20 protein-coding genes and 1 tRNA gene are annotated in these 20,897 nt (G+C 57.5%); 12 read left to right on the top strand and 9 right to left on the bottom strand.

Annotated features, from left to right (window positions below; genetic code table 11):
* Positions 1-6 precede the first annotated feature (6 nt).
* A complete protein-coding gene (gene guaB, locus J7380_RS04040; RefSeq protein ID WP_209194586.1) occupies positions 7-1,455 on the bottom strand; it encodes an IMP dehydrogenase in 1,449 nt (482 codons plus the stop codon).
* Between the two features lie 217 nt (positions 1,456-1,672).
* Between guaB and J7380_RS04035 the strand changes: the two genes are divergently transcribed.
* Together J7380_RS04035 and J7380_RS04030 are read left to right on the top strand one after the other, a co-directional pair.
* Positions 1,673-3,718, top strand: a complete 2,046-nt coding sequence (locus J7380_RS04035) for an ASKHA domain-containing protein (RefSeq protein WP_209194585.1) — start codon at positions 1,673-1,675, stop codon at positions 3,716-3,718.
* 18 nt (positions 3,719-3,736) lie between these two features.
* Entirely contained in the window at positions 3,737-4,594 is an 858-nt protein-coding gene (locus J7380_RS04030; protein WP_209194584.1) for a class I SAM-dependent methyltransferase, read from the top strand.
* Positions 4,595-4,596: 2 nt separating this feature from the next.
* Here the strand turns inward: J7380_RS04030 and J7380_RS04025 are convergent.
* The 5 genes from J7380_RS04025 to J7380_RS04005 all read right to left on the bottom strand — a co-directional run bounded on the left by J7380_RS04025 (position 4,597) and on the right by J7380_RS04005 (position 8,010).
* Positions 4,597-4,670: transfer RNA gene (locus tag J7380_RS04025), tRNA-Gly, on the bottom strand.
* A gap of 66 nt (positions 4,671-4,736) precedes the next feature.
* Positions 4,737-5,564 carry a polyphosphate kinase 2 gene (locus tag J7380_RS04020; RefSeq protein WP_209194583.1) on the bottom strand — a complete coding sequence of 276 codons (828 nt, stop codon included), beginning with the start codon at positions 5,562-5,564 and terminating at the stop codon, positions 4,737-4,739.
* A gap of 125 nt (positions 5,565-5,689) precedes the next feature.
* Complete coding sequence (locus tag J7380_RS04015) at positions 5,690-6,751, bottom strand: methyltetrahydrofolate cobalamin methyltransferase (protein ID WP_209194582.1); 1,062 nt, start codon at positions 6,749-6,751, stop codon at positions 5,690-5,692.
* A gap of 9 nt (positions 6,752-6,760) precedes the next feature.
* Positions 6,761-7,687: a methylenetetrahydrofolate reductase gene (locus J7380_RS04010; RefSeq protein ID WP_209194581.1), complete on the bottom strand. Its 927-nt coding sequence runs from the start codon at positions 7,685-7,687 to the stop codon at positions 6,761-6,763.
* Between the two features lie 26 nt (positions 7,688-7,713).
* Positions 7,714-8,010, bottom strand: a complete 297-nt coding sequence (locus J7380_RS04005) for a virulence factor (protein WP_170354240.1) — start codon at positions 8,008-8,010, stop codon at positions 7,714-7,716.
* A 241-nt stretch (positions 8,011-8,251) separates the two neighbouring features.
* On the opposite strand from J7380_RS04005, the gene J7380_RS04000 reads away from it, so the two are divergent.
* The 3 genes from J7380_RS04000 to J7380_RS03990 are packed head-to-tail and all read left to right on the top strand — an operon-like array spanning position 8,252 to position 10,479.
* On the top strand, positions 8,252-9,364 hold the full coding sequence (locus J7380_RS04000; RefSeq protein WP_209194580.1) for a Ppx/GppA phosphatase family protein: 1,113 nt from the start codon (positions 8,252-8,254) through the stop codon (positions 9,362-9,364).
* A gap of 13 nt (positions 9,365-9,377) precedes the next feature.
* Positions 9,378-9,713 carry a hypothetical protein gene (locus J7380_RS03995; protein WP_209194579.1) on the top strand — a complete coding sequence of 112 codons (336 nt, stop codon included), beginning with the start codon at positions 9,378-9,380 and terminating at the stop codon, positions 9,711-9,713.
* Positions 9,714-9,762: 49 nt separating this feature from the next.
* Complete coding sequence (locus tag J7380_RS03990; RefSeq protein WP_170354243.1) at positions 9,763-10,479, top strand: RlmE family RNA methyltransferase; 717 nt, start codon at positions 9,763-9,765, stop codon at positions 10,477-10,479.
* Positions 10,480-10,481: 2 nt separating this feature from the next.
* Here the strand turns inward: J7380_RS03990 and J7380_RS03985 are convergent, their stop codons facing one another.
* The 3 genes from J7380_RS03985 to J7380_RS03975 form a co-directional block, all read right to left on the bottom strand.
* A complete protein-coding gene (locus J7380_RS03985; RefSeq protein WP_170354244.1) occupies positions 10,482-10,670 on the bottom strand; it encodes a hypothetical protein in 189 nt (62 codons plus the stop codon).
* A 98-nt stretch (positions 10,671-10,768) separates the two neighbouring features.
* On the bottom strand, positions 10,769-12,667 hold the full coding sequence (locus J7380_RS03980) for a cytochrome c3 family protein (protein ID WP_348539068.1): 1,899 nt from the start codon (positions 12,665-12,667) through the stop codon (positions 10,769-10,771).
* Positions 12,664-13,530 (bottom strand): YihY/virulence factor BrkB family protein, encoded by an 867-nt coding sequence (locus tag J7380_RS03975; protein WP_209194578.1) that lies wholly within the window; start codon positions 13,528-13,530, stop codon positions 12,664-12,666. Before J7380_RS03975 ends, J7380_RS03980 begins: the two co-directional genes overlap by 4 nt.
* Before the next feature lie 150 nt (positions 13,531-13,680).
* Between J7380_RS03975 and J7380_RS03970 the strand changes: the two genes are divergently transcribed.
* The 7 genes from J7380_RS03970 to J7380_RS03940 all read left to right on the top strand — a co-directional run bounded on the left by J7380_RS03970 (position 13,681) and on the right by J7380_RS03940 (position 20,875).
* Positions 13,681-14,763 carry an AI-2E family transporter gene (locus J7380_RS03970; protein ID WP_209194577.1) on the top strand — a complete coding sequence of 361 codons (1,083 nt, stop codon included), beginning with the start codon at positions 13,681-13,683 and terminating at the stop codon, positions 14,761-14,763.
* A complete protein-coding gene (locus J7380_RS03965) occupies positions 14,738-15,877 on the top strand; it encodes an acetoin utilization protein AcuC (protein ID WP_247742364.1) in 1,140 nt (379 codons plus the stop codon). The genes J7380_RS03970 and J7380_RS03965 overlap by 26 nt, the downstream gene beginning before the upstream one ends.
* Before the next feature lie 111 nt (positions 15,878-15,988).
* Positions 15,989-16,966 carry a MoxR family ATPase gene (locus J7380_RS03960; RefSeq protein WP_209194576.1) on the top strand — a complete coding sequence of 326 codons (978 nt, stop codon included), beginning with the start codon at positions 15,989-15,991 and terminating at the stop codon, positions 16,964-16,966.
* Positions 16,967-16,975: 9 nt separating this feature from the next.
* Entirely contained in the window at positions 16,976-17,923 is a 948-nt protein-coding gene (locus tag J7380_RS03955) for a DUF58 domain-containing protein (RefSeq protein ID WP_209194575.1), read from the top strand.
* The gene (locus tag J7380_RS03950; RefSeq protein ID WP_209194574.1) at positions 17,920-18,393 is read left to right on the top strand and encodes a DUF4381 domain-containing protein; all 474 of its coding nucleotides are present in this window, start codon (positions 17,920-17,922) and stop codon (positions 18,391-18,393) included. Before J7380_RS03955 ends, J7380_RS03950 begins: the two co-directional genes overlap by 4 nt.
* Positions 18,390-19,373 carry a VWA domain-containing protein gene (locus tag J7380_RS03945; RefSeq protein ID WP_209194573.1) on the top strand — a complete coding sequence of 328 codons (984 nt, stop codon included), beginning with the start codon at positions 18,390-18,392 and terminating at the stop codon, positions 19,371-19,373. Before J7380_RS03950 ends, J7380_RS03945 begins: the two co-directional genes overlap by 4 nt.
* Positions 19,370-20,875, top strand: a complete 1,506-nt coding sequence (locus J7380_RS03940) for a VWA domain-containing protein (RefSeq protein WP_209194572.1) — start codon at positions 19,370-19,372, stop codon at positions 20,873-20,875. The genes J7380_RS03945 and J7380_RS03940 overlap by 4 nt, the downstream gene beginning before the upstream one ends.
* Positions 20,876-20,897 lie beyond the last annotated feature (22 nt).

Raw genomic sequence — 20,897 nt, 5'->3', positions numbered from 1 at the left:
AGCAGGTTACATCACCCGATAGTTCGGGCTTTCACGAGTGATCTGCACGTCATGCACGTGGCTTTCTTTGAGCCCTGCGCCAGTGATCTTTACGAAATTGCAGTTCCTGCGCATCTCTTCCACGGTGGCACAGCCGGTATATCCCATGGCCGCGCGCAAACCGCCGACCAGTTGGTGCACAACAGCGCTGGCAGACCCTTTATAGGGCACCTGCCCCTCGATCCCTTCGGGCACCAGCTTGTCGTTGGCGGCGTCCTTCTGGAAATAGCGATCCGCCGAGCCACGCGCCATTGCGCCCAGGCTGCCCATGCCGCGATAGGATTTGAACGAGCGACCCTGATACAGAATGACCTCACCGGGGCTTTCATCGGTGCCCGCAATCATCGAGCCGACCATGGCGCAGGACGCCCCCGCCGCAATCGCCTTGGCGAAATCGCCCGAGAACTTGATGCCGCCATCGGCAATCACCGGAACGTCTCCGGCGGCCGAGGCGCAATCCATGATCGCCGTCAGTTGGGGCACGCCCACACCGGCCACCATCCGCGTGGTACAGATCGAGCCCGGCCCGATCCCCACCTTGATCGCATCCGCGCCCGCATCAATCAGCGCCTTCGTTGCGTCACCGGTGGCGACGTTGCCGGCGATGATCTGAACCTCGTTCGACAGGGTCTTGACCCGCTTCACCGCGTCCAGAACGCCCTGCGAGTGGCCATGTGCGGTATCGACCACGATGATGTCGACGCCTGAATCTACCAGCTGTTCGGACCGCTCGAACCCTGCATCCCCGACTGACGTCGCCGCGGCTACGCGCAACCGACCCAGACGGTCTTTACATGCGGTCGGGTTCAACACAGCCTGCTCTGTGTCTTTCAGCGTCAACAGACCGGTCAGTTTACCTGTGCCATCGACCACCAGCAGTTTTTCGATCCGACGCGCCTTCATCAGGCTTTTGGCTTCTTCCAGATCAGCTGGTTCCTGCAGCATTGCCAGATTGTCGGTGGTCATCATCGCGTGGATCGGTTGATCATCAGAGGTCGCAAAGCGCATGTCCCGGTTGGTCACGATACCCACGACGCGACCATCGGAATCAATGACGGGGAAGCCGGTGAAATTGTACCGCTCGACCAGCGCCTGCGCGTCGGCCAGCGTCTGATCGGCGTGCAAGGTCACGGGGTTATAAACGATACCGGATTCGAAGCGCTTGACCCGGCGCACTTCGCGGGCCTGTTCCTCGGTCGTCAGGTTCTTGTGGATCACTCCGATGCCACCAGCCTGCGCCATGGCGATGGCCATGCGTGCTTCGGTCACAGTGTCCATCGCCGAACTCAACAGCGGGATGTTCATGGTGATCTCGCGCGTCACACGCGTGGTCGTATCCGCCGTTGCGGGCAGCACAGAAGATGCGCCCGGAACCAGAAGTACGTCGTCAAAGGTGAGTGCCTCACGAATCTGCATCTGCTAACCCCATGCAAAACCCCGTTTGACGGCGACCCTATGACATGGATTGCAGCTAAGGAAAAGCCCCTGACCTAAACTAGTTGTCCAATGCGAGCCGATGCTACGCTGAAAAACGACGCAAGTTGCGCAAAACCTGCCGCTGATTGGCCTTTCCCTTTGCGCACAAACCCATATCTTCCCCGGCATACGCGCGAATACAAAAGGCAGGCCAGATATGACCACCGACCCCCTTGTCGTCTTTACCCCCTCGGGCAAACGCGGGCATTTCCCCGTCGGCACACCGGTTCTGACCGCCGCCCGGCAGTTGGGCGTCGATCTGGATTCGGTCTGCGGCGGGCGCGGGATTTGTTCCAAATGTCAGATCACGCCCAGCTATGGCGAGTTTCCCAAGCACGGTGTCACCGTATCCGAGGACGCGCTGAGCGAATGGAACGCGGTCGAACAACGCTATGACGACAAGCGCGGGCTGAAACCGGGCCGCCGTCTGGGCTGTCAGGCGACGGTTCAGGGCGATATCGTGATCGACGTTCCGCCTGAATCGCAGGTCCACCGTCAAGTGGTGCGTAAGGCCGCAGCTGCGCGCGCCATCACCATGGACCCGGCGACGCGGCTGTATTTCGTGGTGGTCGAAGAACCCGACATGCACTCGCCCACCGGCGATCTGGAACGACTGGAACGTGCCCTACGCGAGCAGTGGAACATTGAGGCCGTCACCGCCGATCTGTCGCTGATGGCCAAGCTGCAACCGGTGCTGCGCAAGGGCAAGTGGGAGGTCACTGTGGCGCTCCACAAAGGCCACAAGGATGAGGTCGCCAAAGTGGTCGAAATCTGGCCCGGTCTGCATGAAGGCGGCCTGTACGGACTGGCCATCGACCTTGGCTCAACCACTGTCGCCGCCCACCTGACCGACTTGGAAACGGGTGAGGTCAAGGCATCCTCCGGCCTGATGAACCCGCAGATCCGCTTTGGCGAAGACCTGATGAGCCGCGTCTCCTACGCCATGATGAACCCCGGCGGTGATCAGGAAATGACCCGCGCCGTGCGCGAGGCGATCAACGACCTGACCACCTCGATCGCGGATGAAGCCGGGATCGACGCCCCGCTGATCGTGGAGACGGTGTTCGTCTGCAACCCGGTCATGCACCACCTGCTGCTGGGTCTGGATCCGGTCGAGCTGGGGCAAGCCCCTTTCGCGCTGGCCACATCCGAAAGCATGTCCCTGCCCGCGCGTGATATGGACCTGACCAAGATGAACCCCCGCGCGCAGGTCTATATCCTGCCCTGCATCGCGGGCCATGTGGGGGCCGACTGTGCCGCCGTGGCGCTCTCCGAGGAACCCGGCAAGTCCGAAGACCTCGTGCTGATCGTCGATGTGGGCACCAATGCGGAAATCCTGCTGGGCAACACCACGCGCGTGCTGGCCTGTTCCTCGCCCACCGGTCCAGCGTTTGAGGGCGCGCAGATCAGTTCCGGCCAGCGCGCCGCCCCCGGCGCGATTGAACGGATCGAGATTGACCCCGTTACCAAAGACCCCCGTTTCCGCATCATCGGGTCGGACAAATGGTCTGATGAGGACGGCTTCGATCTCGACATCGCCACCACCGGAATCACCGGCATCTGCGGCTCGGGCATTATCGAGGCTGTGGCCGAGATGCGCATCGCCGGGCTGCTGGATGAAAGCGGTCTGATTGGCTCGGCTGAACAAACCGGCACCGCGCGCTGCGTCCCCGAAGGCCGCACGCATTCCTATCTGATCCACGATGCCAGCGCCGAGGGCGGCCCGCGCATCACCGTGACCCAGGGCGACATCCGTGCCATCCAACTGGCGAAATCGGCGCTCTATGCCGGTGCGCGCCTGCTGATGGACGAGATGGAGGTCGACACCGTGGATCGCGTGGTTCTGGCCGGGGCGTTTGGCGCACATATCTCGACCAAACACGCGATGGTGTTGGGCATGATCCCCGACGCGCCGCTGGACAAGGTCTCAAGCGCGGGCAACGCCGCCGGAACCGGCGCTCGGATCGCCCTGTGCAACATCGGCGCGCGCACCGAGATTGAGCGCGTCGTACGCGAGATCACCAAGGTCGAAACCGCCATCGAGCCCAAGTTTCAGGATCATTTCGTCGCCGCCAACGCGATCCCGCACAAGACCGACCCGTTCCCGGAACTGGCGCAGGTTGTCACGCTGCCTTCACCTTCGTTCAACACCGGCGGCGGGGATGAGGAAAAATCTGGCCGTCGCCGTCGCCGCAGGTCATAGTCCCCGGCAGGAGGCACCATGACCATAGCAAACGAAGAACAGGCCGAATTCTGGGGCAACTCCCCCTCGGGCGCGAAATGGCTGACCTATGAGGACCAGATGGATGCGCTTCTGGCCCCCGTTCTGGATCTGGTGCTGGAGCGCGCCGCCCTGCAACCGGGGCAGCGCGTGTTGGATATCGGCTGCGGCACAGGGGCCAGCACGATTCTGGCGGCGCAGGCTGTTGGTCCGGACGGGCATGTTCTGGCCGCTGACTTCTCACAGCCGTTTCTGAAACGGGCGGCAGAGCGCGCGCAGACCAACAGCCACGCAAATATCGGCTTTCAATTCGCCGACGCGCAGACCCATCCGTTTGAGGAGGGCGACCGCGATATCCTGATCTCGCGCTTTGGGGTGATGTTTTTTGAGGACACCGTGGCCGCCTTTGCCAACATGGCGCGTGCGCTGAAACCCGGCGGTCGGATGTGTTTCGCCGCTTGGGGGCCGCTATCTGGCAACCCGTGGTTCCGCCTGCCCCACATCGCAGCGACCGAACGGCTTGGCACCCCGCCCAAAGTCGACCGCAACGCCCCCGGCCCTTTGGCATTTCACGATCAAGATCGAGTCAGCGGGTTGCTGGCCGAAGCTGGCCTGACCGACATCACTGTCGATGCCGTACCCCTCACCCTGCCCGTTCGGGGCACGCTTGAAGACAGCGCGGCGCTATGTACGCGGATCGGACCCGCCGCACGGGTGATCGCCCATTTCGACGGCACACCCGAAGATGTCGCCGCAATTCGGCAGGCTGTGGCCGAGGAGTTCAGGCCCTATGCCACTGGAGATGTTGTTGAAATACCGGCCCTGATAAACCTGTTTCAGGCACGCAGGCCGGGCTGATCTGGAGCGGGTAACGGGAATCGAACCCGTAACAAGAGCTTGGGAAGCTCGTGTGATACCTTTTCACCATACCCGCCGCTTGGATCGGGATAGCATCCCGCGCGACCCGACTGCAAGCGCCATTCCGCAGACGAACACGCGATTATTCCGTACGGGCGCGCAGGCTGTCTATCAGCGATTGTTCCACGTCCAAGGCTTCGCTGGCCGCGTCCAAAGTGCGCTGATCCAAATGCTGCGGGTTCAGGTCGATCCCGTCCGAGAACGCCTCAACAATCGCGCGCATCGCTTTGATCCGCGCGTATTTCTTGTTGTTGGCCGGGATCACATGCCACGGCGCGATTTCCGTTGAGGTGCGCGCCAGCATCTCATCCACCGCCACCTCGGCCTCGGCCCAGCGTTCGCGGTTGCGGAAATCTTCATAGGTGAGTTTCCAGCGTTTCATCGGGTTGCGCAGGCGTTCGGTGAAGCGCGCCATCTGTTCTTCGGGTGAGATATGAAAGAACAGTTTCACGATCCGAGTTCCATCATCCACCAGCATCCGTTCGAAACCATTGATTTCGGCATAGGCGGCGCGCCAACGGTGTTCGGGCGTGAACTTTTCCAACCGCTCGACCAGCACCCGCCCATACCAACTGCGGTCAAAGGCCGAGATCGCGCCCTCGGGCGGTAACCTCTCCCAAAACCGCAGCAGATAGTGGCGGTTCAGATAGTAGTTACGCGGCGCGCCGATGGGCCAGACTTTGAAACTGCGCGGGTCCAGCGCCTGGCTGATGCGGCGGATCGTGCCGCCCTTGCCCGCAGCGTCCCAGCCTTCGAAGACCAACACACCTTTGACCCCGTGAAATAGAAACGCCTGTTGGATCAGTGCCAGCTGAGCTTGCAACTCGACGAGTTCCTCAAAATATTCTTTCTTGCCCAACCGCAGGGATAGATCGGCCTCGGCCAGTTTCGGGGGAAAGTGCTTGGTCATTTCAATGCCCTGATTTCGGTAAAATCCAGGACAGTGTCGCAATTACGGCCACCAGAGACCTTGATCGGTGTCAAAACGAAAAAGGCCGGGCATTGTGCCCGGCCTTCAAGGTCAGTTCCGAAAGATCAGGCGCGGCGACGACGGCCACCGCCACGACGGCCACCTGCACCACCGGCTGCACCGGCTTCTTCAGGGGATTTGTTGAACTTGATCCACTCACCGCCATGCGGGTCATTGTTTGTCAACAGATTGGCGGCGCGGATGGCCTCCATTTCCTTACCGGCACGCGGTTGGGTCGAGCCCAGTCCGAACAACTGGCAGAAGGTCTCATCGTCCATGTCCGCAGGCAGAACGATGCCCTTGGCTTCAACCTCGGCCTTCTTTTCTGCCAGTTTTTTGGGGCCAACCGGCAAGGCAACCGGGTTCATGATCGCCGAAGTCATGCCAGCGCCCATCGCCATCGGCAGGAACGCATTGTTGATGCCATGACGGTTGGGCAGACCGAACGAGATGTTGGAGGCACCGCAGGTGGTGTTCACGCCCAGTTCTTCGCGCAGACGACGGACCAGCGCAAACACCTGCTGACCGGCCGTTGCCATCGCGCCGATGGGCATCACCAGCGGGTCAACCACGATGTCATGCGCGGGGATGCCATAGTCAGCAGCACGCTCAACAATGGTTTTCGCAACGGCGAAACGGACATCGGGGTCTTCGGAAATCCCAGTGTCGTCGTTCGAGATCGCCACAACCGGCACGTTGTATTTCTTGACCAGCGGCAGCACCAGTTCCAGACGCTCTTCCTCGCCCGTGACCGAGTTCAGCAGCGGCCGGCCTTCAGCCGCCTCAAGACCCGCCTCCAGCGCGCCGGGGACCGAGCTGTCGATGCACAGCGGCACATCCACCAGCCCCTGCACCAGCTCGACGATCTTGGTCATCAGCGGCGGCTCGGTCTCGTTCGGGTTGGGGTTCGAGTTGTAGACAACGCCCGCGTTGATATCCAGAACGGTCGCCCCTGCTGCAACCTGCGCGATGGCGTCTTTCTCGACAGTCGAGAAATCGCCCGCTTCCAGTTCCGCAGCCAGTTTCTTGCGGCCGGTGGGATTGATCCGTTCACCGATCACGCAGAACGGTTCATCAAAGCCCAGAACGGCGGTTTTTGTTTTTGATTCTACGACTGTACGGGTCATATCCGTTCCTTAGGAGTTTGCAGGCTTTGCCGAAGCGCCACCGTTATTGATCGCCCAGGTGGCGTTGGTCTTGATGCCACCCAGCGGGAAGAAGTGTACGTTGGTGATGTTGAAATCGGGGTTGGCCGCCTTGTGGTTGGCCAGCTCGGTCAAAACATCGGTAGGCTCATAAGGCAGAAGCAGCTTGGACACGTCCATGGCGCGTTTCTGCAGCACTTTCAGCGAAGGCCCAACGCCGCACGCAATGGCGAACTTGATCAGGGTCTGCAGCTTGGCCGGACCCGCGATACCGATATGGATCGGCAGGTCGATGCCCGCCTCTTTCAAGCCATCCGCCCATGCGATGATCGGTTTGGCATCAAAGGCGAACTGCGTGGCCAGCGCCATTTCGGCATCCGTCGTTTCGCTGAATTTCTGCTTCCAGCGCAGCGCGTCATCGACATTTTTGGTCGAGCCGTCAGGGTCGATGTCCTTGTTGCCCTCGGGGTGGCCAGCCACGTGCAGGCGTTTGAAACCAGCTTTGTCGAACAGGCCAGATTCCAGCAGCTGCATCGAGCTTTCGAAATCGCCATGTGGTTTTTCGACACCGCCAGCCAGCAGCAAAGCCTGCTCGACGCCCGCTTCGCCCTGATACATGGAAATCCAGTTTTCCAATGTGGCCGCATCCTTGATGATCCGCGCCGGAAAATGCGGCATGACCGGATAGCCGTCATCGGCCAGACGTTTGGCCGTCTTGACCATGTCCTCGATGGGCGTGCCCTCGATATGAGCGATGTAGACGCGGGTGCCTTCGGGCAGCAGCGCTTTGAAGTCTTCGACCTTTTCGGCGGTGCGCGGCATCACTTCAATCGAGTAGCCCTGCAAAAAGGCTTCGACGGTCGGGTTCACAGGGCCGCTTTCGACGGCAGCACGTTTCTTGAAGTTCAACAGAGCCATCGTGGCCTCCCATAAAGATCTCGGGCTCATGCCCAACCATCATTCGCGATCAGAGCTTTGATGCGATCCTGATCATATTCAGCTTCCAAGCGCGCTGCCTCGGCCTCGGCGATGTCGGACGGATCGCCCTCAACCGCAAAAGGCTCGGCTTTGCGCCATTCGGCCAGGTAGGCATCGCTATCCTTGGCGTTCACCTTCATGGCCGCCCGGTCGATAGCTTGCTCGAACCGCTCCTCCAATTGCCGCTTTGCGCCCCGCCGGCCTTTGCCGACGATGACTTGGGCGGGAATATCGCGCCAGTATACGATGGTGACGTCAGGCATCGCTGTTGATTCCTCCTAACCAGATGCACCGGTTCTAGACTTCTATATGGGCACAAGTCGGTCGGTTTTCGACACAAGGCGTATTTCAAACGACCTTTTGGCTCACGATGGGATAGCGGGTTTGTAACGAATAGTTCAACGTTCACGCATATCAAAATTCTCATCACTATAATGAGTGTCTTGCGCGATCAGAACACGCGACCTATGGTCGGGGTAACTCGAAAATCGGAGGGCGTTACGAATGGCGCCCAAGCGTCCCAAAGGTGCGGGCGCGTTCCCGAAAGCGGTCGAAAGCCCCGCGCCGGCAAGGCCCGATCCCGATGCGCTATACGCGGCGCTGGATCTGGGTACAAATAGTTGTCGCATGTTGATCGCCCAGCCCAAGGGCAGCGGCTTTCATGTGGTCGACAGTTTCTCGAAATCCGTGCAGCTTGGCGCGGGGCTCGAACGGACCGGACGGCTGTCTCGGTCTTCGATGGCGCGCACCATTCAGGCATTGCGAATCTGCCAGCAGAAGCTGAAGCGTAACAAAGTCAAACGGATGCGGCTGGTTGCCACCGAAGCGTGCCGTCGCGCCAAGAATTCGCGTGATTTCATCCGGCAGGTCAAACGGGAAACCGGCCTGACCCTTGAGATCATCCAACCCGAGGAAGAGGCCCGTCTGGCCGTTATCTCATGCGCGCCGCTTGTGTCGACCAAGACCGAGCAGTTGCTGGTCGTTGATATCGGCGGCGGTTCGACAGAACTTGTTTGGATCGACCTTTCTTCGGTTTTGCGCCGCGATAGGCCCGCAGCGATCATGCGACTGCATCACGGGTTTCAAACCGCCGACAACCCCTTTCCGTCTGCCAAAGTTGTGGACTGGATCAGTGTTCCCTTGGGTGTCGCAACACTGCGCGATCAGTTTAACGATGTCGAAGACGACTCGGCCCGCTTTGCTCTCATGAGCTGGTTTTTCGAGGAAAACCTTGCAGATTTTGCCCCCTACAAGGACGAACAGACGCGGGAGGGCTTCCAGATTGTTGGCACCAGCGGCACGGTTACAACCGTTGCCGCGTCCCATCTGGGATTAAAGCGCTATGACCGAACCAAAGTGGACGGTCTGCGCATGACCAGCGATCAGATTGACAAGGTGATACGCGGGTATCTGGAGCTTGGCCCTCAGGGGCGGCGGCGTGACCCAAGGATCGGCGATGACCGACAGGCTTTGATCATGTCGGGCTCGGCCATTTTGCAGGCGTTGCTGCGCTGCTGGCCCACCGACCGTCTTTCGGTAGCCGATCGCGGTCTGCGCGAAGGTCTGCTATACGCACAAATGAGCGCGGACGGTGTGTTGGAAGACGGACCTTTTTAGGACCATATCTTCGATGCCGCTGACCGTCGTTGCCCTGGCCTATCGCACATCGACCGCAGCAACCACGATTTGCTGTCTTGAAGCAGCCGGATTTGACGTGTTCTGCCCCGGTTTTCAGATTGCAAACACACTACCGCATTACGCACTGGCCATAGGGGGCATTGCGCTGTCAGTGCCCGATAACCAATGCCCGGATGCGCTGGCGTTTTTGAACGAGGTTTCGCACCCTGATGTTCCGAAGCCCTCCGTTTTGTCCACGGGGGCAAACTGTCTGGGTTGGCTGGGCTTTGGTGTTTCTTCTCCTTGGCCCGATCTGCTATTGATGGACGCACCGACAGGATCAACTTGATAACCCTAGACCAAGCCGGTAAACGCCCCCAGTCTTCAGGAGACCACACATGGCCAAAACACCGACTGGAAAAAGCAACTCGGGACGCGGACAACGCGATTTGAAGGTTAAGGTAAAGACCGCCCGAGGACGCAAACTCAGCTCGACCCGCTGGCTCGAGCGGCAGCTGAACGATCCGTATGTCAAGCGTGCGCAGGCCGAGGGGTACCGGGGGCGCGCGGCGTTCAAAATATTGGAACTGGACGACAAATTCCGTTTTCTGGTCCCCGGCGCTCGTGTCGTTGACTTGGGCTGTGCTCCCGGCGGCTGGCTGCAGGTCGCCGTCAAACGAGTGAATGCGCTGGGTGAGAAAAGCGGTAAGCGCATCGGGACAGTTCTGGGTGTGGACCTGCAAGAGGTCGAACCGGTCGCAGGTGCGATCGCCCACGTTTTGGACTTCATGGAAGACGACGCGGACAACAAGGTCAAAGAGTGGTTGGACGGCAAGGCCGATGTGGTCATGTCGGACATGGCCGCAGCCTCATCAGGGCACAAGCAGACAGACCATTTGCGTATCATGGCGTTGTGCGAGGCCGCCGCCTATTTCGCCTTTGATGTCCTTGAGGAAGGTGGAACCTTTGTGGCCAAGGTGCTTGCCGGGGGCGCAGAAGGCGACTTGCAAAAATTGCTAAAACAGAAGTTCAACAAGGTCGCCAACGTAAAACCGCCCGCTTCACGGTCGGACAGTTCCGAAAAATTTGTTGTAGCAACAGGCTTTCGTGGCTGACCTTAATCTTCGAGCGAAATAAAATCACCCGCCAGTACCTGTTGACGCAGCGACGCCGTAGCAATCCCCTGCATCAACAGCGCCTCACCATGGTTCAGGTATTCCGGCTTGCGCGTTCGCAACTCCTCGATCCGTTGGGAGAGGGAAAGTGGCCGTTGCAGTTGCGACGTATGGACCGGTTTGTCGGACATGGGGCACCTTTTAACACAACGGGTTTTCTACCCGCCCCGTCCTGTTACAGGTGAAATTTGCCGCGAAAATGGCCGAAACCAGGCGAAGCGGTGCCGTTTTAGCGGGCCAACTGCCTTTGCAGTTGCAGCAGATCCGGGTGATCGGGTACCCGGTCCAACCCTTGGCTTAGCACGTCCAGAGCCGCTTCGGTTCCGTAGTTGAGTTGGACCAGTTGCACCAGAATGGGCCATGCCTCAGCTCTCTGTGGATCCAGTTGTATCACCTCACGGAAGGCGCGTTCGGCGGCTGGCGCATTTCGAAAGGTCAAAGCCATCCCGCCCAGCACCATATGGGTTTCTGGAAAGTCCAGCCGATTGGCAATGGCATCCTGCCATTCTGCCATCGCCTGACCAGCCTTTGACTGTTGCCCGGCGGTCAGGGCTTGATGCGGAATGGTCAGAAGCTCTTTGGCGACAGCAATTCGCACGCTCAACAGCGGATCGGACAACAAAGGTTCCAGCCGCTCAATCTGATCGCGGAGCTCGGCGGAACGTTGCAACACCGCAGCGTTCGCCCGGACCAAAGGATCTTGGTCAGACAGCAACCCTGCAGACTGTGCAGCAACTTCCGCCGAGCCATAGTTCTGCAATAGATATGCGGCTGTCGCCCTGACAATACCCGGTTGCGTCTGATCACCCGCAAGACCCAACAGCGCCGATGGTCCTTCGGCCTGCCCCGTCATTGCAGCGTTGAATACAGTTCCATAATGGGGACCACGGTGAGACGATTCCGGAAACCAATCGGCTATTTGTGCGGCAGCCCAGGATTGGTTTTGATCCGTATGGCAATCGGTGCAGGCATCCTGACCCAGTGCAAGATCGGGACGTGGGACGCGAAAACTGTGATCGCGACGGCCATCCACACCCATGTAAACCCGTTCAATCATGTGGCACGATTTGCACTGTGCCCCTGCGCTACCATCGGGATGGTTATGATGCGCAGACGTGTCGTATTCTGCGCGGGCAAGGGTCGGAAAGCGGTCATTCCCCGCAACCGAATGGCATTGCGTACACAGCCCGTTTCCTTCTGCCTTAAGCGTCGCGCTATGTGGCTCGTGGCAATCCATGCAGCCAACCCCTTGCGCATACATCCGCGACTGCAGGAACGAGCCATAGACGTAGACCTCGTCCAGAATTTGGCCATCCGGGTGGTAGAGCCCCGGCCGCAAAACCGCCAGGTTGTAGGCATCGTGATACGCCGTGCCCGGCAACGGGTTGCCATCCCCATGCGCCTCGCGGCGGGAATGGCAACCGGCACACTGCTGTATCTCGGCCTCAGTCTGCCCCGCGCCCCATTCCATCGTGAAGCCATATTCCGTCAGGCCGGGGCTTCCCCCCTGCCCGTTCGTCCAGTCAATATGCGCCGAGCCTGGCCCATGGCATGCTTCACACCCGACCCCAATTTCCGCCTGGGTAGAAGCATATGAGCGCGTGCCTGCGTCATAGTTCTTGTCAAAGCCAGTGGCGTGACACTCGGCACAGCGCGCATTCCAGTTTTTATAGGGGCCGGTCCAGTGCAACCCATCATCGGGCGGCAAGTCCTGATCCGGGTATAAGTGGAACCAACGGTTTTCTTCAGTGTCCCAAACGACATCAAAGCTTTGCAATTGACCCGGTTGGGTTTCGAAAAGGTATTGCTGCAGGGGTTCGATACCCACGACCGAGTGTACCGTGTAATCGTTGGATACCCCGTCTTTCTCCGTGACCCTGGCGCGCAGTTCGCCGTCACCGGCAAAAAGGACAGACATCCCATCATGGTCGAACTGCGTACCATTGAAATCCGCAACAACATGACCGTCCTCCACGTCTGTCCAGGCCAAGGCGTGATGAGATTGCGACCACGCCGCGGCCTCAGCCTCGTGACAGTCTTTACATTGATCGGAACCGACATAGACGGGCACCTGAGCTGCGGCGAAGGTCGGCAGCATCAGGCCAAGGATAATCCAAAGAGCTTTCACGATTGGTTCCCATCATCGCCAACTTGCAAATCCATGAGCGCGCCATTGTATTCCGCACCCAATATCAGGATCGCTGCGCAGAGATACAAAAAGATCAGGGCAGCCATCGCTCCGGCCAAACCTGCATAGGTGGCACTGTAGGATGCGAATTGGCTGATATATATTGAAAAGCCCCATCCTCCCGCGGCCCAAAGCGCCAAGGTCAGCAAGACCCCAGGCAGAATTTGTGACATGGAATGGCGCCGTGTGGGCAGGATCAAATGCGCCAATAAGACAGTTCCGGCTGGAACGGCGACGGTAAACGTCCAGCGCAGGCGGTCCACGGACAACCAATGCGATACGTTTACATCTGTCTTTTCCGAAACCAGTTTGGTGTAAACCGGCAAGATGACCTCGACTGCAGCGATGGCCAGAATTGTCGCCCCACCGATGATCACCAGACCAAGGCACAGCAGCCGGGTTTTCCAGAATGGCCAACTGTCCTGATCATGATAAGCCTGATTCATGGCCGCCCTGACGGCAACCACCCCGTTCGAGGCAAAGAAGATCGCCAAAAGGCCGCCCAAAGTAATCACGCCCGACCCCGATTGCTCTAGCACTGCGCGAAGTTCGGATACGATGGGATCGGCTACATCCTTGGGCCATGCGCCAAAGATCAATTCGATCAGTTCCTCGGTGACATAACCTTGTGACAAGGACCCGGCCAATGCCACTGTGAACAGAACAAACGGGAACAGTGCCAACATCAACGACATGGCGACATGGCTGCTCATGACAAGGCCGTTTTTGCCACCGAACCGTCCAATGGCCAGCCACAAAGCCTGGATTGGGCGACTCAGCGAAGGAATCACTTGAGAAATCATGATCAAAGCCTAACCCGCCCAACGCGATCACAGAACCGTCAAAACCCAAAAATGGGCAAATTAACTTACCCAAACATCTGGATGCATTGCATAATTTTCCGGCCTGTGCAGGATCAAGGTAATCCAACCTGCAACGTCACAGGCAGCTGAATGACCCTGGATCCAGAAAACTCCGCGTCTTCGCCGCGCATAAAACTGGCGGTCGTGCGCGATGCGGCCATTGTTGCGACGCTGACAGTGCTTGCGCTTTATGCGGGGGCGGCGTTTTTAATCCCGTTGACCATGGCCCTCTTGATCAACGTTCTGATCATGGCGCTTAGCGACCGAGTGATCGCCCTGACCCGCGCGCCTGTCTGGTTGGCCAATATTGCAGGCGTTACCGTGGTTTTGGCAGGGTTGTTCATGATCATGTATATTCTGGGCAGTCAGGCGACGCAGTTCGCACGCTCGATCAGCGACTACGAAAGCCAGTTCGACGGAGCCGTCAATCGGATCACTGGGCTTGTGGGCAACAATGTAACAACCTTCATACGCGACAATCTGATCAATATCGACATGACCTATGTTGCGCGCGTACTGCTGGGCAGCGCCACATCACTGCTGAACCAATTCTTCCTGATCAGCCTTTACGTCGCATTTTTGATGGCCGAAAGACTGGCCTTTCGCAAGAAAATCCGGCTAGCCGCCGGGAACCCAAAAACCGGTGCCGAGTTCGCTGCGGTGCTGGATGCGATCTCGTTCAGCCTTCAACGCTATGTGGGCGTGAAAACCTTCATCAGTCTAATTACGGCGGGGATCAGTTACTCGGTGTTCCGAGTTCTTGGCCTAGAATATTCCGAAACATGGGCAGTGTTGACATTTGCACTGAACTTCATCCCTTCAATCGGGTCGATTATTGCGGTGGTATTTCCGGCTATGATTGCGCTGGTCCAGTTCGACTCGGTCGGTCCTTTCCTGATCATCGTATTGGGTTGCGGAACGATTCAGTTCGCTATCGGCAACTTCCTTGACCCTGCGATGCTGGGCCGGTCACTTAATATGTCGACCTTCCTCGTGATCCTGGCTCTGACTTTCTGGACAACAGTTTGGGGCATGATAGGAGCATTCCTGAGTGTGCCTTTAACGGTCTGCATCCTGATCGTATTCAGCCATATCCCCGCTTTGCGCCCAATTGCGGTGTTGATGTCGCTGGACGGTCGGATTTGGGATGATCAGGGCAACACAGAAACCTGAAGCGATGCAGCACCCTCTGTTCATTGGTGCCGAAATCTTTCGGAAGTCCACCTACGGTGCGAAACATCCGCTAGCGATTCCCCGCGTTTCAACAGTCATTGATCTGTGTCGCGCGCTGGGCTGGCTAAAGGCTGAAAATTATCGCGTAAGCCCCTGCGCCAAACCAAAAGCGCTGCACGCGTTTCATACGCCTGAATACATCGATGCGCTGCAAAAGGCAGAGGCGTCGCAATTCGTATCAGACGAAACCCGACAAAAACACGGGCTGGGCACCCTGTCCAACCCGGTTTTCCCCGAGATGTATCGTCGACCAGCCACCGCTGCCGGTGGTTCGATGCTGGGTGCGGAACTAATCCGCGGAGGCGGCATTGTCTTTAACCCTGCCGGCGGCACTCATCACGGTCTATCCGACCGAGCCAACGGGTTTTGCTACCTCAATGATCCTGTCTTGGCGATTCAGTCCCTCATCCGTCACGGATTGAGCCGGATAGTCTACGTCGATATCGACGCCCATCATTGCGACGGAGTCGAGGCTGCGTTCCACGGTTCTACTAAGGTCAGAATGATATCAATTCATGAAGAGCGCCGCTGGCCATTCAGTGGAACACTGGATGACACTGCGGCAGGAGCGGCGTTCAACCTGCCCGTCCCCCGGGGCCTTAATGACGACGAATTCTTTACCATCCTGGAAGAGCTGATACTACCCGCCGCCGCTGCGTTTCGCCCTCAAGCCATCCTTCTTCAATGCGGTGCCGATGCTGTGGCCGAAGATCCCCTCTCGCGCTTGACCTTGTCCAATAATGCGCATTGGAGGGCAGTGTCGAGTTTGCAGAAATTGGCGCCGCGGTTCCTTGTTTTAGGCGGCGGCGGCTACAACCCGTGGTCAGTTGCCCGCCTATGGAGCGGCGTTTGGGCAACGCTAAATGGGTATGAAATACCGGACGCTCTGGATGCAAATGCGCAGATCATCCTCAAATCCCTGACATGGGGCCGCGGAGGGGGAAAGCAGCCGCCCGAACACTGGGTAAAAACGCTTCGGGACGAGCCACACCTTGGACCAGTTCGTTCTGAATTGTCCGCTAATCTGGCCCGCCTCAGGGCAAGAATTCCATAGTGGAACGAAACGCAGCGGGCTGCTAACCTGATGCTAGCACAGCGCATTTCCGAGCAACCGTTACTATCCCAATTGCATACCTACAGTATGAAGCTTCAACTGGAATAAGCAATGAATGCACACAATCAAATAAATGATCTGAAATCTCGGATGGGGCAGTCGATTATCGGCCAGTCCGACGTGATCGACCGCCTGTTGATCGGACTTTTGGCGAACGGAAACTTGCTAATCGAGGGTTTGCCGGGCCTGGCGAAAACCCGGGCCGTCAAGGCAATGGCCCGTAACTTGGATGCCCAGTTCAGCCGAATTCAGTTTACTCCAGACCTTTTGCCGTCTGACGTCACCGGAACTGAAGTGTTTCAACAAACGCCGGACGGCGGAACATTCCGCTTCGAGCCGGGCCCCATCTTTGCCAATATTGTTCTGGCGGACGAAATCAACCGAGCGCCGGCAAAGGTTCAGGCCGCGTTGCTTGAAGCCATGGAAGAGCGTCAGGTCACGGTATCGGGTACGACCCATACGATGGACCCGTTATTCATAGTGATGGCAACCCAGAACCCCATCGAGCAGGAAGGGACCTACCCGCTGCCCGAAGCGCAGATGGACCGCTTCCTGATGCACGTACAGATCACTTATCCACCCGTCGAAGACGAAGTCGAGGTCATTCGGCTTGTGCGCGGTGAAGACAACGCCACCGTTTCTTCATCCCGAACCGAAGCTCCTGCGACGATCCCTCAAGACACTGTGTTCACCGCAAGGGCGGAAATTGGACAAATACATGTGTCAGACGCAATGGACAGGTATATGGCCGATCTGGTGCAAGCGACACGAACACCCGACAAGTTCAGCGAGGACTTGGCCAACTGGATTGAGATAGGTGCAAGCCCGCGCGCTTCGCTTGCACTTGACAAATGCGGGCGTGCGCACGCCTGGATGAACGGGCGCGACTATGTGGACCCTGCTGACATCCGGGCCATCGCGCATGACGTTTTCAGACACCGCATTACACTTAGTTTCGAAGCCGAAGGCGAGGCGAAAACGGCTGACGATGTTGTCGCAGAAATTCTTCGCCTTGTGGCCCTGCCCTAAGCTGGCGCCGTGGCCCGAAATGCCACATATCCCTCTGATCCCCGCATCCATGTGACTGCGCAGCACTTGCTGCAACTTGGTGGCAGGTCTGCCGGGCTTAGCTTGCTGCCAAAACAACCAGCCCGTTCGATCCTGAACGGGCGGCATTCCTCGCGATTGCGCGGACGTGGTCTTAATTTCGAAGAACTGCGCAACTACCTGCCCGGCGACGATATTCGAACCATTGATTGGAAAGTCACCGCCAGAACAGGTGCCCCCCACGTCCGCGTTTACACCGAAGAGCGTGACCGCCCTGTCCTGTTGTTGGTTGATCAAAGGGTTTCGATGTTCTTCGGAACCAAGGAATTCATGAAATCTGTTGTGGCCGCAGAGGCAGCAGCAATCGCAGCGCATCGTGTTTTGGCGCAGGGCGACCGCGTAGGAGGTATTGTTTTCGGTGACACTGGTCTTGCAGAACACCGCCCACAAAGACGCGCGGCGGCGCTTATGCGATTTCTAACTTCTGTCGGAGCCATGAACTGCAATCTGAATGCAGATTTGCGGTTCGAAACGTCCGTTACGTTGAACGAAGTTTTGAAACAGGCAGCGCGTATCGCTCATACCAATGCACTTGTTTGTGTATTTTCTGACTTCGACGGTGTAGACCAGAACTCAGAGAGCTTGTTTCGCAGACTGTCGCACGCCAACGACCTGATCCTGTTTAACATTTCCGATCCCAGCGCTCATACAGTTCCGATCGAGGCAAGGCTGACCGTCTCGGACGGAGAACAGCAGATCGAAATCGATGGCTCAACCCCCGATCTGGCACAGCGAATCCGAGAGGCTATGGAAGATCGGCTGGCCCAGTTGTCCAAATGGTCCCTAACATATGGGTTCCCCATCGTTCCGTTGACAACTGCTGAACCAGCGCTCGGACAACTTCTGAACCTGTTCGGTCATGGCGGAGGTCCGAGATGAGTGCCGACGTCGAAGGCAAGTCCCTTGTCGAACTGCTGGACATGCTGAAACCCGTGCCAGAGCCACAGGTGATCGCGATGACACCGCAAACCGTGGGGTGGTTAATTTTGGCGGTTTTACTAATTTTTGCAGTTCTTTGCGCGGCGCTGCTAATACGTCGGCGCCGCAAGTTGAATGCATACCGCCGATTGGCTCTAGCAAATATTGACGACGCTCAAGGCGATGTAGCCAAAATTGCCGACGTTTTGCGCCGAACGGCACTGGCGGTATATCCGCGCTCGTTGGTTGCAGGTCTTTATGGTCGAGAGTGGATTGATTTCCTGAACCGATCTTCGGCTGCGGTCTTTCCAGATGCCCTAGGACATGTTCTTACCGAAGCGCCCTACAAAGCGACGAGGAATGACCCAGAACTCGCTGAAATTGCGAAAAAATGGATGAAAACACATCGTGTTGAAGGAGTGTCCTGGTGATCTCCTTCGCTGCGCCGTGGGCCTTCCTTCTTTTACCGGTACCTGCGGTCGTTTATTGGTTCGCTCCGCCATATCGCGAAAAAGCGGCTTCGATCCGAATACCCTTTTTCCGCCGCGTGGCTAAAGCGAGTGGCATAGAGCCGCGGTCCGGTTCGTCGATACGCAATCGCGCCAAACTACCCAAGCTTACCGTCATACTAATCTGGTTTCTTCTGGTACTGGCACTTGCGCGACCTGAAAGACTGGCTGACCCGATAACACTTGAAAAATCCGCGCGCGACGTTGTTCTGGCGCTCGATATTTCAGGATCAATGGATCAGCGAGACTTCTCGTCAACCGACGGCACGCCGCAACAACGGTTGGAGGCTGTGAAAGATGTTATGCGCACTTTCATTTCCAAGCGTGAAAGTGATCGAATGGCTTTGATAGTCTTCGGTACCAGAGCCTTCATACAAGCTCCATTTACGCAGGATACCAAAAGCTTAAGCGGCTTTCTTGATCAGACCGCGGTTGGAATGGCAGGCCCCAACACCGCACTTGGTGACGCTATTGGATTGGGCATTCGTACGTTCGAATCCAGCGACGTTGATCAGCGTTTGATGATCGTCCTAAGCGACGGAGCCGACACATCCAGCAGGATGACCCCGATCAATGCAGCCGCCGTCGCGGCCGAAAAAGGTGTTCTCGTGTACACGATTGGCGTCGGCGATCCGAGCGCGACCGGAGAAGACCGTGTAGATCTTCAGGCGTTGCAGGATATCGCGGAACGTACGGGCGGCCAGTACTTTTTTGCAGACGATGAAGACGCCCTAACCGACGTCTACCAGCAGATCGATGCGCAAAACCCAAGGATCGTAGAAACAGAGAGTTTCCGCCCCAGGGAAAACCTCGGTCAATACCCGCTGTTGGCGGCGGTGATTGTGATACTTGCGATCTCAACCTATCTCAGCGTTTTTCAGCACCGCAGGTGGCCCCAATGATTGAGGCACTGGCGGAATTTCATTTTATTCGAGCGTATTGGCTGCTTTTTCTTATCCCAGTCCTCTTTCTTTGGTGGAAAACCCGCCCCAAGAAATCACAGAAACAGGAATTCTCGGAAAGTATCGCCCCGCACCTTGCAGAAGCATTACGGGTCGGCGCTGCAGAAACCCGCCGAGTTTACCCAGCGGACATCGCGATGATAGCGAGCGCGTTTATAGTAGTTGCTGCGGCAGGCCCGACCTGGTCTCGAATGGAAAACCCATTGGTTGCTGACACCGCACCTTTAGTTATTGCACTGAAGGTAACGGAAAGTATGGAGAATTCTGACTTATCGCCCTCCAGGTTAGAGCGCGCAAAGTTCAAAATCACCGATCTCATCAACGCTCGCGCCGGTGCTCAGACCGCGCTCGTGGCTTATGCCGGGTCACCGCACCGCGTAGCCCCTTTGACTGAGGACGCCAATATCCTACGCCCCTTGCTTGAAGGTTTGGAACCGGCAGTCATGCCCAAAGACGGGGATTCAGCCGCTGAAGCTTTAGCAATGGGCGAAGACATACTGCAAGGCAACACAACGCCAGGAGCCATCCTTTTTGTCTTGGATGACATCGAACCATCGCAGCTGCAAAATATGAAACCGACCGAAACTCAGCTTTTGTTTCTGACTATGCTTCCCGAGGGTGATACAATTGTGCAATTGGACAATCTTGAACGTGCGCAAGTGGTTCATTTCTCAAACGATGATCAAGACATCAGGCAATTACAAAGGCTTATCAAATCTGCCTATACCAGCGCGCTGGACGACAACGACCTTGTGAAATGGCGCGATCAGGGGTGGATTTTTGCTTGGCCCGCGGCCTTGATGTGTTTGCTGTGGTTCAGGCGCGGTTGGGTAATACAGTGGGTATTGCTGGCATGCTTCTTAGCTTCTCCGTCAGGTCCAGCCCAGGCCGAAGGTTGGCGAGATTGGTTCCTGACACCGGATCAACAGGGGCAAATCGCGCTGAATAATAAGGAGTTTGCAAAGGCTGCTGACCTATTCGAAGACCCGTACCACCAAGGTTATGCACTGTTGAAAGCGGGAAAATACCCCGAGGCGATCACCGTTTTGACCCAGTTATACACCCCAGAGGCCGCATTTGCGGAAGGCTTGGCAAGAATTCGAAACCGAGAATACCGGCCTGCAATTTCCGCGTTCGAAACTGCTCTTGAGAGGCGACCAGGCTGGCCTGAGGCACAACACAATCTTGAAGTTTCAAAGGCTATTCTTGCTTATGTTGAAACCACCAGAGAGCAGTCCGACACCGGAGAAGAAGCAGGTATCGGAGCGGACGACACCGTTTTCGATAATGAGGATGGACGCGGCCAAGATACGACCGCCCAAGCGCCTGTAGACGGGTCCGCTCCGTTGCCAGCGGATCAATGGATCAGTGCGATTGACACTGACATGCAGGATTTCTTGCGCAACCGTTTCCTTCTGGACAATCAGGCTCAAGAACAATGAGATACTTGGTTCTTCTCATATG

It is taken from the genome of Ruegeria sp. R8_1 (assembly GCF_017743815.1).
Lineage (GTDB): Bacteria > Pseudomonadota > Alphaproteobacteria > Rhodobacterales > Rhodobacteraceae > Ruegeria > Ruegeria lacuscaerulensis_A.
The sequence above is the reverse complement of the archived record's forward strand: the minus strand, read 5'-3'. Positions and strand labels throughout refer to the sequence as shown.